Source organism: Maritimibacter sp., assembly GCF_016774595.1.
GTDB classification, from domain to species: Bacteria; Pseudomonadota; Alphaproteobacteria; order Rhodobacterales; family Rhodobacteraceae; genus Maritimibacter; species Maritimibacter alkaliphilus.
The window spans coordinates 337978-352529 of sequence record NZ_JACBWT010000001.1; the positions used below are offsets into that span (position 1 = coordinate 337978).

Consider the following 14552-nt stretch of genomic DNA (forward strand, 5'->3'; position numbering starts at 1 on the left):
AATGGCCCAATCCCAGCGTGATCGCACCCTATTCCGGCCTGAAACCGGGGGTAATCCCTACCCCAAGTCGTCTTCTGCCCGACGATACCAGTTCATCAGATCGAGACGTTTAGAATGCTGCTCAAATCCGCGATAACGAACTTCCTCAAAGACGAAACCGGCGCCATCACGGTCGATTTCGTGGTGTTCTGGGGGGGCTCCATGCTGATGGCCTATACCGTCGTCGGCGACGTGTCGCATGGCGTGATCCGCGCCGCCGACGGCATCTCGGGCGCGCTGGAGGAAATCGCGGCGACCAACCTGTCGCTCGAAGAAATCACCGGCATCGCCACGACCGCAGCACCCAACCAGACCGGGAACGACGACGACCCGTCCGACGACGACGAGACCGGGACCGAGGACACGGTGTCCAACGAAACCGGAGGCTCCGACAGCGGCAACGACGGTGGCACGGGCAACCCGGGCAACGACAAGGATGTCGGGAATGCCGGTGAAAACCCGAACGGGCGTGACGACTGGGGATCGGGGTCCAATGGGATGAGCGATTCCGGTTCGAACGGCAATTCCGGGAACAACGGGAATTCGGGAAACAACGGCAATAACGGTAACAACGGCAACAACGGGAACAACGGCAACCACAACGGGTGGAACGACTGATACCCGACAGGCGCAGGCGGACGGATCGGGCCGCCCGCGCGGCAGACCGGCCTCCGCGTCAATCATCTGGTAACAGCTGTGACGCGGCGGTCCCAAAAGAACCTTTCATCGCGCCGGTTCGGGCCACGACGCGACCGCATTGACCACATAACTTTTATTTCGGACGACACATTATGACTGGATTGAAAACCGATGCGTTTGAAAACTTTTTTCGGCAGCGATGCAGGTGCTGTCACCGTTGACTGGCTTGTTCTCACCGCCGCCGTATTCGGCCTTGCGACCGGGGTGATCTTCGCCTTCGACCAGAGCGTCACCGGACTCGCCGACGCGGTTGACGACACGATGGTCGAAATCGCCGACAACGATTTCTCCCTCGAAACATTCGGGCAGGAGGACGAGGCGGACGGCGCCAGCGAACTGGACTGAACCGCCCGGCCCCGAAACGAAAAAGGCCCCGCAGATCGCGGGGCCTTTTCCTTGTCTTGCGACCGGATCAGTCGAGCAGCGACAAGAGGCTCGTGACCGAATCCTTGGCGTCGCCGTAGAACATCCTCGTGTTGTCCTTGTAGAACAGCGGGTTCTCGATGCCCGAATAGCCGGTGCCCTGCCCGCGCTTCGACACGAACACGTCCTTGGCCTTCCAGACCTCCAGCACCGGCATCCCGGCGATGGGCGAGTTCGGATCTTCCTGCGCCGCCGGGTTCACGATGTCGTTCGACCCGATGACGATGACCACGTCGGTCGAGGGGAAGTCGTCGTTGATCTCTTCCATCTCGAGCACGATGTCGTACGGCACCTTGGCCTCGGCCAGCAGCACGTTCATGTGGCCCGGAAGACGCCCGGCGACGGGGTGGATGGCGAAACGCACCTCTTTCCCCTGCCCGCGCAGCTTCTTGGTCAGGTCGCTGACCGCATTCTGCGCCTGCGCCACGGCCATGCCGTAGCCCGGCACGATCACGATGCTGTCGGCATCCTTGAGCGCCTGCGCGACACCTTCGGCATCGATCGGCTTCTGCTCGCCCTCGATCTCCATCTGCTCGCCCGCCGGGCCGCCGAAGCCGCCCAGAATGACCGAGATGAAGGACCGGTTCATCGCCTTACACATGATGTAGGACAGGATCGCACCGGAGGAGCCGACAAGCGCGCCGACCACGATCAGAAGGTCGTTGCCCAGCGAGAAGCCGATGGCCGCCGCCGCCCAGCCCGAATACGAGTTGAGCATCGAGACCACGACGGGCATGTCCGCGCCGCCGATCCCCATGATGAGGTGGTAGCCGATGAAAAGCGCCATGACGGTCATGATTGCGAGCGGCAGGAACGCACCCGAGCCCACGTACCAGATCAGCGCGATGAGCGAGATGATGGCGGCGCCCGCGTTCAGAACGTGGCCACCGGGCAGCTTTTTCGCCGCCGAGGTCACTTTGCCCGCAAGTTTGCCATAGGCGATCACCGACCCGGTGAAGGTCACGGCCCCGATGAAGATCCCAAGGAACAGTTCGACCTTGAGGATGTTCAGCTCGGCCTGGCTTTTCTTGGCGATCAGTTCCCCGAACGTGCCCAGCCCCTGCTCATGCAGCCAGACTTTCATCCCTTCGGCGTTGAGCGAGGTGGGGGCCGACGCCATGATCTCGGCCACGCGGCCCATTTCAAGATGCGCGTTGTAGCCCACGAACACGGCCGCCAGACCGACGAGCGAGTGCATCGCGGCCACGAGTTGCGGCATCTCGGTCATCTGGACGCGCTTGGCGACGTAGAAGCCGATGATCCCGCCCGCCGCGACGAGCACGACCGACAGAAGCCACAGGCCTGTGCCCGGCCCGATGAGCGTTGCGAAAACCGCCAGCGCCATGCCGACGATGCCGTACCAGACAGCCCGTTTGGCGCTTTCCTGGCCCGAAAGCCCGCCCAGCGACAGGATGAAGAGGACGGCTGCGACCACATAGGCCGCGGTGGTGAATCCGAATTCCATAAGTCCGTCTCCCCCTTACGATTTCTGGAACATGGCGAGCATGCGCCGGGTGACGAGGAAACCGCCGAAGATGTTGATCCCGGCCATGAAGACCGACACGGCCGCCAGCAGGATCACGAGGAAGCTCCCCGATCCGATCTGCATGAGCGCGCCGAGGATGATGATCGACGAAATGGCGTTGGTGACGGCCATCAGCGGCGTGTGCAGCGAGTGGCTGACGTTCCAGATGACCTGGAAGCCGACGAAGACCGACAGTACGAACACGATGAAGTGCTGCATGAAGCTGGCGGGCGCGAAGAGACCTGCGAGCAGGATCAGGCCACCGCCCACGACCAGAAGGGTCGCCTGCGTCTTGGTCTGCTGCTTGAAGGCCGCGATTTCCTGCGCACGCTTCTCTTCCGCCGTCAGTTCCTTGGGCGGCGGCGCCTTTTTCTGGGCCGCGATGGCCTGCACTTTCGGCGGCGGCGGCGGGAAGGTGATCTCGCCCGCATGGGTCACGGTGGACCCGCGGATGACGTCATCCTCCATGTTGACGTTGATCTTGCCGTCCTTGTCGGGCGTCAGATCGGTCATCATGTGCCGGATGTTGTTCGCGTAGAGCGTGGACGACTGGGTCGCCATGCGGCTCGGGAAATCGGTGTAGCCGATGATCGTCACGCCGTTGGGCGTCACCACCTTCTCGTCCATCACCGTGCCTTCGGCGTTCCCGCCCTTTTCGGCGGCGAGGTCGACGATGACCGAACCCGGCTTCATCGAGTCGATCATGTCCTTCAGCCAAAGCTTCGGCGCTTCCCGGTTCGGGATGAGCGCCGTCGTGATGACGATGTCCATGTCGGGGGCCAGTTCGCGGAATTTGGCAAGCTGGGCCTCGCGGAACTCCGGCGACGATACGGCGGCGTAGCCACCTGTCGCGGCGCCGTCGGCCTGCTCTTCCTCGAAGTCGAGATAAACGAACTCGGCGCCCATCGACTCGACCTGCTCGGCCACTTCGGGCCGCACGTCGAAGGCGAAGGTCTGCGCACCCAGCGAGGTCGAAGTGCCGATCGCGGCAAGCCCGGCCACGCCGGCACCGATGACGAGCACTTTCGCCGGGGGCACCTTGCCCGCCGCCGTCACCTGCCCGGTGAAAAACCGACCGAAGTTGTTGCCCGCCTCGATCACGGCACGGTAGCCCGCGATGTTGGCCATCGACGACAGCGCGTCCATCTTCTGCGCGCGGCTGATGCGCGGCACCATTTCCATCGCGATGACGGTCGCGCCCTTGGACTTGGCCAGTTCCAGTCCCTCTTCGTTCCCACCGGGGTTGAAGAAGGTGATGAGCGTCTTGTCCTTGGTCAGGCGCTTGAGTTCCGTATCGGTCGGAATGCGCACCTTGGCGATGATGTCGGCCTCTTTCCACAGGCTCGCGGCGGTCTTGACCACCTTCACGCCCGCGGCTTCGTAATCCGCATCGTTGAACCCGGCTTTTTCGCCGGCCTTGGTTTCGATGAGGCAGTCATACCCCAGCTTCTGCAACATGCCCGCCGATTCCGGCGTCATGGCAACGCGGTTTTCCCCCGCGATGGTTTCCTTTGGAACCCCTATCTTCACGGTACTTTCCTTCTCCCACTCACGCCGCGGGTGTTTCCCCCGCAGTCTCAAGAAAATTTCCTATACGCTACGATTCCGGATTGCGACCGAAACCGTAGGGTTTGCGACTTTATGTTCTCCTAGCGTGCTTGCCCCTGCGTCACAACCATCGGCCCACGCGGTCCATCCAGTCCCGCGCCTCGTCGCCAAAGGCTTCGATCAGGCCCCGCTCCTCGCCCCGGATGAACCTGTGCGAGATGAAGGCGGCGAAGATCGGGACGAGGATCAGCGCGAGTGGCACGTCGAGATGCAGGATCACGCCTGCAAGCACCAGCGCGTCGCCGAGGTAGATCGGGTTGCGCGTCACTCGGTAGATGCCGGATCGCAGAAAGGCCGAGGGCACGCGGCGCGGAACGAAGCTCGTTCGCCCGCGCAGAAACTCCACGAGCGCCAAGGCCATCAGCCCCAGGCCAGCCACGACAAGGGCATCGCCCAGATAGCGCACCCAGCCCGGTCCGAACGTGCCGCCGGGAACCAGCCGGTCCAGCCCGAACGACGCGGCGATCGCCACGATCAGCCAGAAGGGCGGTATGTCGAGCCACTTGAGCAGCAGAATCTCTCGCGCAACATAATTTCATCAGACACCGTTTATTGAGGAACAATCTTGCCGACGCAACCCCTCGCAGGTGCAGCATTTCCGTAACGTAGCGATTGCGCCGCAGCGTCACAGGCGTAGCGTGACCACAAACGCGGGAGGAACCATGAACGAACTGACGGGAAAACATGCGCTTGTTACGGGCGGCGGCACGGGCATCGGTCTGGCCATCGCGACATCGCTGGCGGGCGCCGGGGCCGACGTGACCATCACCGGACGCCGGATCGAGGTTCTGGAGGACGCGGCCAAGGCGCATCCGAACCTGCATCCGGGCGTGATGGACGTGTCGGACGAGGCCGACGTCAAATCGGCGGTCGCCAAGGCGCGCGAGGCGCGTGGGCCGATCACCATCTGCGTCGCGAACGCGGGGATTGCCGAGGGGCGCAAGCTTACCAAGACCTCGACCGAGATGTGGCGCAAGGTGATGGCGGTGAACCTCGACGGGGTGTTCTACACGCTGCGCGAGGTGGTGCCGGACATGGAGCGCGAGGATTGGGGCCGTGTCGTCGCGATCTCGTCCATCGCGGGCCTCAAGGGGCTGAAGGGCGCGGGCGCCTATTCCACCTCGAAACACGGGGTCATCGGCCTGATCCGGTCGTTTTCGGAAGATTTCATGGGATCGGGGCTTACGTTCAACGCGATCTGCCCGGCCTATGTCGATACCGCCATCGTCACCCGCAACGTGGATGCGATCTCGGAAAAGATCGGCGGCGACCGCGAGGCGGCGCTGGCCATGATGCGCGATCTCAACCGCCACAAGCGCCTGATCCAACCCGAAGAGGTCGCGGCGGCCGCCATGTGGCTGGTCGGCGCGGGATCGGAAAGCGTGAACGGCCAGACCATCGAGATCGCCGGCGGTCAGATGTAGCGGTCAGGGCCGCAGCGACCGTCCGATGAGCCGCGCGAGGCGGTCGAGGTCGGCGCGCAGCACGGCATAGCTGCGCGCGGCCATGACGACCCCGTGAAGCGCGTTCAGGATCGTGCGGGCGGCATCCTCCGCCGTTCCATAATCCTCGAGCGTCACATTGCCTGCTGCCTGCGCCCGTGCGAGCCAGTCCGAAATCACCGCGATCAGCTTGGCGTCGCCCTCGGCCACCACGCCGGCGGCGGCGGTGGTCTTGAGGTCGATAAGTTCCTCGCCATGCGGTGAATCCATCAGCATGTCGTAAGGCGGCGCGACCTTGGCCGCGAATGCGCCCCTGAGCGCATCGACCGGATCGCCCGCGCTGTGCAGAACCTCCGCCATCGCGCCCGCGACCTGCTCGAAGTAAAGCTCGACACCCGTGGCGAAGATGTCTTCCTTGTTGCGGAAATGCAGATAGAGCGCCGCGCGCGACATGCCCGCCCGCTTGGCGATCTCGTCCATCGACACCCGGCGAAAGCCGTATTGGGCGAACGCCGCCATCGCAGCGGTGAGGATCACCTGCTGTTTGTCATCCGACTGCCCAATTCGTCCCGTATCAACCTGCATGAGAGCCTTCTGACACTTTGGACAAAATCTGTCAATTGACGTGCTGACATTTTTCGTGCATTTTGTCAGAAGCAATGGCGCGCGAACAGCCAGTCACGGGAGAGACCAGCCATGAGTTACAAGATCACCGTCAACGGAACGTCGCACGACGTCGACCTGCCGGGCGAGGTGCCGCTTCTGTGGGTCCTGCGCGACGAGCTGGGCCTGACGGGCACCAAGTTCGGCTGCGGTGTCGCGGCCTGCGGGGCCTGCACGGTTCAGGTCGACGGTATCGCCCAGCGGTCCTGCCAACTGCCGCTCGAAGCGGTCGAGGGCGAGGTGACCACGATCGAAGGCGTCGGCACGCCGGACAATCTGGCCGCCATTCAGCAGGCCTGGGTCGACAACAACGTCGCGCAATGCGGCTATTGCCAGTCCGGACAGATCATGCAGGCCGCCGCCCTGCTCGCCGACATTCCGAACCCGACCGATCAGGACATTGACGACGCCATGCAGGGCAACCTCTGCCGCTGCGGCACCTATCCGAAAATCCGCGCCGCGATCCATGACGCGGCCAAAGCGATGCAGGAGGCCTGATATGTCCCGTCTCGGAAAAATCACCCGCCGCGTCTTCCTCGTCGGCGCCGTTGCCGTGACCGGCGGCGTGGCCGTCGGCGCCTATGCGATCACGCGCGATCCCGAAAACCCGCTCGACCCGTCCGAGGGCGCGTCGCTCAACTCCTACGTCATCATCGACAAAGACGGCGTGACGGTCATCGTGCCGCGCGCCGAGATGGGGCAAGGCGTCCAGACCTCGCTCGCCGCGCTGGTGGCCGAGGAGCTTGAAGTGCCGATGAGCATGGTGCGCGTCGAACATGGCCCCCCCGCCAAGGCCTATGCCAACTCCAAGTTCATCCTGCCGCGCAGCTATGACAGCGAACCGCCGGGTAAGCTGGTCAACACGGTGATGGAAGCGATGCCCCGCATGATGGGGATGCAGATCACCGGCGGCTCGATGAGCGCCGTGGACGCGTGGGAAAAGAACCGGATCGCAGGGGCCGCCGCGCGCGAGATGCTGATTTCCGCCGCCGCCGAGAAACTGGGCGTGGGCCGCGATCAGCTGCGCGCCGAAAACGGGGCCATCGTGGCGACCGACGGCACCGCCCTTCCTTACGCGGAGCTTGCCGAAGCCGCCGCCGCCATCACGCCGCCGGACAATCCGCCGCTGAAAGACCCCAAGGATTTCAAGCTGGTGGGCAACGCGCTCCCACGCCTGGACCAGCCCGCCAAAGTGACGGGCACCGCGCCCTTCGCCATCGACACGCGGGCCGAGGGGATGAAGTTCGCCACCGTCAAGATGACGCCCCGGATCGAAGGCGAAATGATCTCGTTCGACGCGAGCGAGGCCGAAGGGATGCCGGGGGTCGAGAAGATCATCGACCTTGGCGACGGCGTCGCGGTGGTGGCCAACAACACCTGGCTCGCCATGCAGGCCGCTGAAGCGATCACGTTTGAATGGGGCGAAGCGCCCTATGGCGCGACCACGGACGAGGTTTTCGCAGACCTTGAAGCCGCCTTCGACGGCGAGGTGAACTCGACCCCGCACGACCACGGCGAAATCACCGAGTCCGACGACGATGTGGTGGCCGAGTATCGCGCGCCCTTCCTGTCGCACGCGCCGATGGAGCCGATGAACGCCACCGCGCTCTTCACCGGCGACGCGCTGGAACTCTGGGCGGGCATTCAAGGCCCGATCATCACCCAGCAGCAGACGGCCAAGGCCGTGGGGCTGAAACAGGATCAGGTCACGGTCCACACCACGATCATGGGCGGCAGCTTCGGCCGTCGCGGCTTCAACGACTTCGCCATCTACGCCGCGAAGGTCGCGAAAGAGATGCCCGGCACCCCGGTCAACGTCACGTGGTCGCGTGAAGAGGACATGCGGCACGACTTCTACCGCCCCGGCGCGATCGGCCGGATGCGGGCGCGTTTGAACGGCGACAAGGTCGAGATGTTCAAAGCCGACCTCGCCGCCGGGTCCGTCATGCGCGCGACGATGAAGGCGTTCATTGGGATCGACCGCCCGATGGCCGACCCGATGGTGACCGAAGGCGTGGCCGAACAGCCCTATGGCTTCGACAACGTGCTGATCCGGGGCTACGTGCCCGAGCGGTCCCCGCGCGTCGGCTTCTGGCGCTCGGTCGGCAATTCGCAGAACGCGTTCTTCATGGAAAGCTTCATCGACGAACTGGCCCACAAGGCGGGCGTCGATCCGGTGGCTTTCCGCCTTGCGCATATGGAGGGCGTGGACGCCGAGACGGTCGAAGTCGTCAAGACCGTGGCCGACATGGCGAACTGGACGGGCAAGACACCTGCGGGCAAAGGGCGCGGCATCGCCGTCACCTATTCCTTCGGGACGCCCGTGGCCGAGATCGTCGAAGTGTCCGACGTGGACGGCGCGGTCAAGATCGACAAGGTCTGGATCGCCGCCGATCTGGGCAAGATCATCGACCCCGGCAACGTCGAGGCCCAGCTTATCTCGGGCGCGATCTATGGCCTGTCCGCCGCGATCCATGACGAGATCACATTCGAAGACGGCATGGTCGTCGAAGGCAACTTCTGGGATCACGACGCGCTTCGCATGAACGCGACGCCGGAATTCGAGGTCAAGGCCCTTGCCTTGGGCGGTGCGGTCGGTGGCGTCGGCGAACCCGGCACGCCCCCGGCGGCCCCCGCCCTCGCGAATGCGATCTTCGACCTGAACGGCACGCGCCTGCGCAAAATGCCCTTCCGTCACGAGGTCGACTTCTACGCCTAAGGCGCGCAAATGAGACTGCGCCCTGTTGCATAAACGCACGGAATTCCGCCTCATGGCGGAATTCCTTACCTGCCCGAAAAGATTGACGCTACGTCAATCATCGGAATGAATGAACCAGTTCGTTACAAATCACTTCAGCACGACCGGATCATAACCGGCGGCATCGAGGCAGAGTGGTTCAGGTGTGATGGCGTATTGGTCAGCCATTGATCGTTGCAGGTATTCGCTGGCGGGTTTTGCCGGCCTCCCCTACGTCCGACCCTTCGCCTCGCCCCGCTCCGGGTGTGAGGCGCGATCATGGCCACGATGAATTCAGGCCTCGGCGGGCCAGCGGGCTACGGAGAGAACGTCTTTTCCTCCACCTCCAAGACCACGGGCAACAACGACGACGGGTCGGTCTATGTAGATACCTCGTCCGTCTTCGGCGACGGCATCGACTTTTTCGGAATCACCTATTCCGGCCTTTACGTCAACTCGAACGGCAACATCACCTTCGGGGCCGCCAACACCGCCTATCAGACCTCGAACCTCGCGGGCACCTCGTCGCGCATGATCGCGCCCTTCTGGGGCGACGTGAACATCAATTCGGGCGGTGAGATCTACTGGGATCTCGACGCCGCCGCAGGCACCGTGACGATCACGTGGGACGGGGTCGCGCCCTACAACGGCTCCGGCGCGAACTCGTTCCAGATCGTGCTGACCGACATCGGCGGCGGCAATTTCACGGTAGAATTCATCTACGAAGACATCCAGTGGACGACCGGCTACAGCCAGGTCGCCCAGGCGGGCATCACGGATGGGGGGGCGAACGACTTCATCCTCCCAGGCTCCGGCAATGCCACCACGATGTCGAACTACGAAACCTACGACTTCGGCACCAACGACCCAAACGGCACCACCGACTTCTTCTTCGTGAACGGCCAGCCCGTCTTCGGCGACGGTGTGGTCGAGGGCACGTCGGGTGCCGATACGATCGACGCCGCCTATTACGGCGACCCGGACGGCGACCTGATCGATGACGGCGACGGCACCGGGCCTGCGGGCAACGAAGACCTGATCTACGGCTTCGACGGCGACGACAACATCTTCGCGGGCGACGGCGACGATACGATCTACGGCGGTGACGGGACCGACAACATCTTCGGCGAGGATGGCGACGACACGATCTATGGCGACAACGGCCCGGTCGGCGTGACGGAAGACCTGAATTGGTCCGCGCAGGGCGCGGATGGCGCCAGCATCGCGGGCGGCTTCACCCAGACCACCGGAACCATGGATGTGAACGTCTCGTTCTCGGCCGATGGCAACAACGCCGTGTTCGAAGTCGCGACCGCCGAAACGAACTACGTGGCCGGGGGCGAGCCCTTCGCCCCCAATTCATCGGCCTATGTCTACGGCAATGGCGACGGACCCACGGGAACCGTCACCATCGACTTCGCCGCCGTCCCCGGCTCCGGCATGTCGGACGAGGTGCAGAACGTCGCCTTCCGCCTGAACGACATCGACAGCTACGCGGGCAACCACATCGACGTGCTGACCGTGAACGCCTATGACGAAAACGGCGATCCGGTCGCCGTGACCCTGACGGCGGCGGGCAACGACAGCGTTTCCGGCAACACCGTCACCGCAGGCGGCACGCTCGACAATCCGCAGGATGCCCAAGGCTCGGTGCTGGTCGAGATCGACGGGCCGGTGGCGTGGTTCGAGGTCATCTACGTAAACGCCCTGACCGGCACGCACGGCATCAACATCACCGACGTGTCCTTCGACACGATCCCTGCCTCCGGGACCGCCGACAACATCTTCGGGGGGCTCGGCGACGACACGATCCACGGCGAGGCGGGCGACGACGTGATCTGGGGCGACGAAGGGTCGGACATCCTTTTCGGCGGCGCGGGCGACGACACGATCTGGGCCGGTGCGGGCGACACGGTCACCGGCGGCGCGGGCGACGACATGATTTGGCTGGACGCCGCCAACGCGTTGGGCGGACCGGGCGCGGTCATCGACATCATCGGCAGCGAAGACGGCGAAACCGGCGGCGACACGCTCAACTTCGCCGGGCTGATCGACTGGGGCACGATCAGCTACACCGACGCGGAAAGCGGCTCGGCCACGCTGTCCGACGGCACCACCGTGACCTTCTCGAACATCGAGAACCTCATCATCTGCTTCACCGGCGGCACCGCCATCGACACGCCCTCCGGCCCCTGCCCGGTCGAGCACCTCAGACCCGGCGATCTGGTCCTGACCCGCGATCGCGGCCCGCAGCCGATCCGCTGGATCGGGCTCCGCACGGTGCCCGGCACCGGTACCTTCGCCCCGATCCGCTTCGAACGCGGCGCCTTCGGCAACGTCGCGCCCCTGATGGTCTCCCCCCAGCATCGCATGGTGTATTCCGGCAGCCGCGCGAACCTCTATTTCGACACGCCGGAAGTCATGGTTCCCGCCAAACACCTTGTCGACCAGCGCCTGATCCGGCAGGTCGAGGTGCCCACGGTCACCTATTTCCACATCATGCTGGACAGGCACGAGGTGCTCTGGGGCAACGGCGCCCCGTCCGAAAGCTTCCACCCCGGCGCGCTGGGTCTGGACGCCCTCGCCGCCGAGGCGCGCGAGGAGCTTCTGACCCTCTTCCCCGACCTGCGCGCCGATCCGGCGGTTTACGGCAAGACCGCGCGCCGCGTTCTCAAACGCTTCGAGGCGCGGCTTCTGGCGGCCTAGGCAACACGCCCGCCGTCAAAATCGGTTGCCCGCGCGCCGCAGCGCGTGCGAATGCCGGATCAAGATCACGAAACGAAAAGCCCTGGTCCCGCGTCAGACCGCTTTCAGCACCGGCTGCGGCCGCTTGCCATCCGCCCAGGCGCGCGCGGCCACGCCGAACGCCTCGAACAGCGGGCGCGAGACCGGATCGTTGGCCGCGTTGTATTCCGGGTGCCATTGCACGGCGAGCGTGAAGCCGGGCGCATCCTTGATGTAGATCGCTTCCGGCGTGCCGTCGTCGGCATGGCCGTCGATCACCACCCGCGCGCCGGGCGTCTTGATGCCCTGCCCGTGCAGCGTGTTCGTCATGACCTTCGCCGCACCCATCAACTGATGAAACACACCGCCCTCGGTGAAGGTGACGGCATGGCGGATCGCGAACTTCTCTTCCAGCGTGCCGTCCGGGGGCATCCGGTGGTTCATCCGGCCCGGAAGATCGCGGATCTCCGGGTAGAGCGAGCCACCCATGGCCACGTTGACCTCCTGAAACCCGCGACAGACACCCAGAAACGGCTGCCCCGCCTCGACGCAGGCCCGCACGAGCGGCAGGGTGATCGCATCGCGATTGCGGTCGAACGCGCCATGCGCGGCGGTCTCTTCCTCGCCGTATTCCTCCGGGTGCACGTTCGGACGCCCGCCGGTCAGCAGGAAGCCGTCGAAGGTCTCCAGCAATTCCTCGACGCTGACCAGCGCCGGATCGGCCGGGATGAGGAGCGGTATGCCCCCCGAAACCTCGGCCACCGCCGTCGAATTCATGATCCCCCCAAGGTGAATGGGGAAGCTCTCGTTCAAAAGGCCTTGGTTGCCGATGATGCCGATCTTGGGCCGGGTCATGTTGGTCCTGTTCGCGTTTGATGCAAACCTAGCCTTTTGGACCCAGCAGGAAAAGAGGCGGATCGCCGCGCCGCCGCAGAGCGGCTGTGCACGCCACCTGCGTCACATGCTGGCGAGGAAGTCGTGGAACGCCGCATCGAAGGCCGCAGGCTGTTCGAGATAGGGCGAATGCCCGCAATCCGCGAGCACGACACGCTCCACCCGACCGCCGCCCGCCTCATAGGCCGCGAGCGCCGCCTCGGTCTGCGCGATCATCGGCTGCGGCGGGAACACGTCGGCCCCCGGCCAGCCCGGCACCGCGCCGACGCTGCCCAGCGTGCCGAGATCGAAGAGCGACCCGTCCGCGACCACCTGATCGTCCGCGCCCCTCAGCCACAGGATCGGCACCGTCGCCCCCGACTTGGTGAAGCCCAGCGGATCGGCCTGATGGATCGGGGCCAGCGCGTTGATCGGCCCCAGCTTGCCCGGCGCGACGCCCGGCCAGTTGTCGGACGTCACCATGTCGCCCGGATAGTCGGCCTCGCCCACATGCTGCGCCAGTGCCGAGGTGAGGATGTCCTCGATCCGCTCCGGCACGAAAGGCGGCTTCCACACGAAGGCGTTGAGCACGTTGCGCATGTGGTTCGGCGTCTCGTCGCCCCGGTCCTGCGCCTTCATCAGCGCGATCAGGTCCGGGTTCACCGCCCCGCCGCCCGAGCCTGCGTTGTCGGGGAAACAGGGTGTGCCGTCCAGCTTGCAGCCGCCGAAGCCCTCCGGTGCGCCAGGGCAGACCTGGGTGAGCGACAGCACGCGCCCCGGATGATCGGCCAGCATCTGCCAGAGCACCGCACCACCCAGGCTATGCCCCACCATATGCGCGCCCGTCACCCCGAGCGCATCCATCAGCGCCGCGAGATCGTCCGCGAAATCGCGCATCCCCCGCGTCGCATCCACCTTGGCCGCCGGGTCCGCCTCGCCATAGGCCCGCAGGTCCGGGGCGATGGCGCGGTAGCCCTCGGGCAGACGCAGCATGGTCTCTTCCCACCATGTCGCCGCCGACAGGTTCCCGTGCACGAAGATCACCGGCACGCCATCCTCGGGCCCGGCGAGGAGCACGCGGGTCTCCAAACGGTCGCTCGCCACGCGGCGCGCCTCGGTGATGGTCGGGATCTGGGTCATGGCGTCTCTCCTCCTGATGTGGCGACACAGTCCTGCGCGGCGGCGCGAACCGCAACTCCGCAAAAACACGTAGGACGGCGGTTGCCTGCCGGCGCGCGGCGCGGCACGCTCCTCGCGAACGCAACGGAGGCCCCCATGAAAATCACCCGCGCAGGCGAAACCCCGTCCCGCATCGGTCCCGCCGACTGGTTTACCGGCCGCGTGCGCATGGACCCGCTCTTCACCGCCGAAGACCCGGGCCGCGCCGGCGGCACACTGGTCACTTTCGAACCGGGCGCGCGCACCGCGTGGCACACCCACCCGGCGGGCCAGACCATCGTCGTCACGCAAGGTGTCGGGCGCGCCCAGCGCGCGGGCGGTCCCGTGGAAATCATCCGCCCCGGCGATGTCGTCCGCTTCGAGGCGGGGGAAAAGCACTGGCACGGCGCCGGACCCGACACGGGGATGAGCCATATCGCGGTTCAGGAAACCGTCGGAGGGAGTGCCGTGACCTGGCTCGAACATGTCAGCGACGCCGACTACGCGGGCTGACCCGGTCCTTCTCTGGTCTCCAAACACCTCGGGGGTGGTCATGTTTGCCCGGCAAACATGACCTTGGGGGCAGCGCCCCCGACCGCCGCGCCCTCAGGCGCGGCTTGCAAAGCGTGCGAGGCGCCTGCGCCTCGCACTCCGCCAGATC

At 65.1% G+C, this 14552-nt stretch carries 13 protein-coding genes; 7 read left to right on the top strand and 6 right to left on the bottom strand.

Annotated features, from left to right (window positions below; all coding sequences use genetic code 11):
• Positions 1–114 precede the first annotated feature (114 nt).
• Positions 115–657 carry a hypothetical protein gene (locus HOY44_RS01780; protein ID WP_287432683.1) on the top strand — a complete coding sequence of 181 codons (543 nt, stop codon included), beginning with the start codon at positions 115–117 and terminating at the stop codon, positions 655–657.
• Positions 658–849: 192 nt separating this feature from the next.
• Positions 850–1083, top strand: coding sequence for a hypothetical protein (locus tag HOY44_RS01785; RefSeq protein WP_008327857.1), 234 nt, complete (start codon positions 850–852; stop codon positions 1081–1083).
• 67 nt (positions 1084–1150) lie between these two features.
• On the opposite strand, the gene HOY44_RS01790 is transcribed toward HOY44_RS01785, so the two are convergent.
• The 3 genes from HOY44_RS01790 to HOY44_RS01800 form a co-directional block, all read right to left on the bottom strand.
• The gene (locus HOY44_RS01790) at positions 1151–2626 is read right to left on the bottom strand and encodes an NAD(P)(+) transhydrogenase (Re/Si-specific) subunit beta (protein ID WP_287432685.1); all 1476 of its coding nucleotides are present in this window, start codon (positions 2624–2626) and stop codon (positions 1151–1153) included.
• Between the two features lie 15 nt (positions 2627–2641).
• Entirely contained in the window at positions 2642–4216 is a 1575-nt protein-coding gene (locus HOY44_RS01795) for a Re/Si-specific NAD(P)(+) transhydrogenase subunit alpha (RefSeq protein WP_040884259.1), read from the bottom strand.
• A 139-nt stretch (positions 4217–4355) separates the two neighbouring features.
• The gene (locus tag HOY44_RS01800) at positions 4356–4766 is read right to left on the bottom strand and encodes a methyltransferase family protein (RefSeq protein ID WP_287432688.1); all 411 of its coding nucleotides are present in this window, start codon (positions 4764–4766) and stop codon (positions 4356–4358) included.
• A 190-nt stretch (positions 4767–4956) separates the two neighbouring features.
• Here HOY44_RS01800 and HOY44_RS01805 point away from each other — a divergent pair, with 190 nt between their 5' ends.
• Complete coding sequence (locus tag HOY44_RS01805) at positions 4957–5718, top strand: SDR family NAD(P)-dependent oxidoreductase (protein WP_287432689.1); 762 nt, start codon at positions 4957–4959, stop codon at positions 5716–5718.
• Between the two features lie 3 nt (positions 5719–5721).
• Here HOY44_RS01805 and HOY44_RS01810 read toward each other — a convergent pair whose 3' ends face one another.
• Positions 5722–6321, bottom strand: coding sequence for a TetR/AcrR family transcriptional regulator (locus HOY44_RS01810; RefSeq protein WP_287432690.1), 600 nt, complete (start codon positions 6319–6321; stop codon positions 5722–5724).
• A 111-nt stretch (positions 6322–6432) separates the two neighbouring features.
• Here HOY44_RS01810 and HOY44_RS01815 point away from each other — a divergent pair, with 111 nt between their 5' ends.
• From HOY44_RS01815 to HOY44_RS01825, 3 genes are all read left to right on the top strand, one after another.
• A complete protein-coding gene (locus HOY44_RS01815) occupies positions 6433–6897 on the top strand; it encodes a (2Fe-2S)-binding protein (RefSeq protein ID WP_008327846.1) in 465 nt (154 codons plus the stop codon).
• 1 nt (position 6898) lies between these two features.
• Positions 6899–9118 carry a xanthine dehydrogenase family protein molybdopterin-binding subunit gene (locus HOY44_RS01820; protein ID WP_287432691.1) on the top strand — a complete coding sequence of 740 codons (2220 nt, stop codon included), beginning with the start codon at positions 6899–6901 and terminating at the stop codon, positions 9116–9118.
• A 297-nt stretch (positions 9119–9415) separates the two neighbouring features.
• A complete protein-coding gene (locus tag HOY44_RS01825; RefSeq protein WP_287432692.1) occupies positions 9416–11842 on the top strand; it encodes a Hint domain-containing protein in 2427 nt (808 codons plus the stop codon).
• A gap of 93 nt (positions 11843–11935) precedes the next feature.
• On the opposite strand, the gene HOY44_RS01830 is transcribed toward HOY44_RS01825, so the two are convergent.
• Entirely contained in the window at positions 11936–12715 is a 780-nt protein-coding gene (locus HOY44_RS01830) for a gamma-glutamyl-gamma-aminobutyrate hydrolase family protein (RefSeq protein ID WP_008327842.1), read from the bottom strand.
• Positions 12716–12817: 102 nt separating this feature from the next.
• Entirely contained in the window at positions 12818–13873 is a 1056-nt protein-coding gene (locus tag HOY44_RS01835; protein ID WP_287432693.1) for an alpha/beta hydrolase, read from the bottom strand.
• A gap of 135 nt (positions 13874–14008) precedes the next feature.
• On the opposite strand from HOY44_RS01835, the gene HOY44_RS01840 reads away from it, so the two are divergent.
• Positions 14009–14404 (top strand): (R)-mandelonitrile lyase, encoded by a 396-nt coding sequence (locus HOY44_RS01840; RefSeq protein ID WP_008327839.1) that lies wholly within the window; start codon positions 14009–14011, stop codon positions 14402–14404.
• The last annotated feature ends 148 nt before the right edge of the window (positions 14405–14552 follow it).

Excerpts from the sequence above, each read along its gene's own strand:
- HOY44_RS01780 (WP_287432683.1), top strand. The coding sequence starts at position 115 with ATGCTGCTCAAATCCGCGATAACGAACTTCCTCAAAGACGAAACCGGC.
- HOY44_RS01785 (WP_008327857.1), top strand. The coding sequence starts at position 850 with ATGCGTTTGAAAACTTTTTTCGGCAGCGATGCAGGTGCTGTCACCGTT.
- HOY44_RS01790 (WP_287432685.1), bottom strand. The coding sequence starts at position 2,626 with ATGGAATTCGGATTCACCACCGCGGCCTATGTGGTCGCAGCCGTCCTC.
- HOY44_RS01805 (WP_287432689.1), top strand. The coding sequence starts at position 4,957 with ATGAACGAACTGACGGGAAAACATGCGCTTGTTACGGGCGGCGGCACG.
- HOY44_RS01810 (WP_287432690.1), bottom strand. The coding sequence starts at position 6,321 with ATGCAGGTTGATACGGGACGAATTGGGCAGTCGGATGACAAACAGCAG.
- HOY44_RS01815 (WP_008327846.1), top strand. The coding sequence starts at position 6,433 with ATGAGTTACAAGATCACCGTCAACGGAACGTCGCACGACGTCGACCTG.
- HOY44_RS01820 (WP_287432691.1), top strand. The coding sequence starts at position 6,899 with ATGTCCCGTCTCGGAAAAATCACCCGCCGCGTCTTCCTCGTCGGCGCC.
- HOY44_RS01825 (WP_287432692.1), top strand. The coding sequence starts at position 9,416 with ATGGCCACGATGAATTCAGGCCTCGGCGGGCCAGCGGGCTACGGAGAG.
- HOY44_RS01830 (WP_008327842.1), bottom strand. The coding sequence starts at position 12,715 with ATGACCCGGCCCAAGATCGGCATCATCGGCAACCAAGGCCTTTTGAAC.
- HOY44_RS01835 (WP_287432693.1), bottom strand. The coding sequence starts at position 13,873 with ATGACCCAGATCCCGACCATCACCGAGGCGCGCCGCGTGGCGAGCGAC.
- HOY44_RS01840 (WP_008327839.1), top strand. The coding sequence starts at position 14,009 with ATGAAAATCACCCGCGCAGGCGAAACCCCGTCCCGCATCGGTCCCGCC.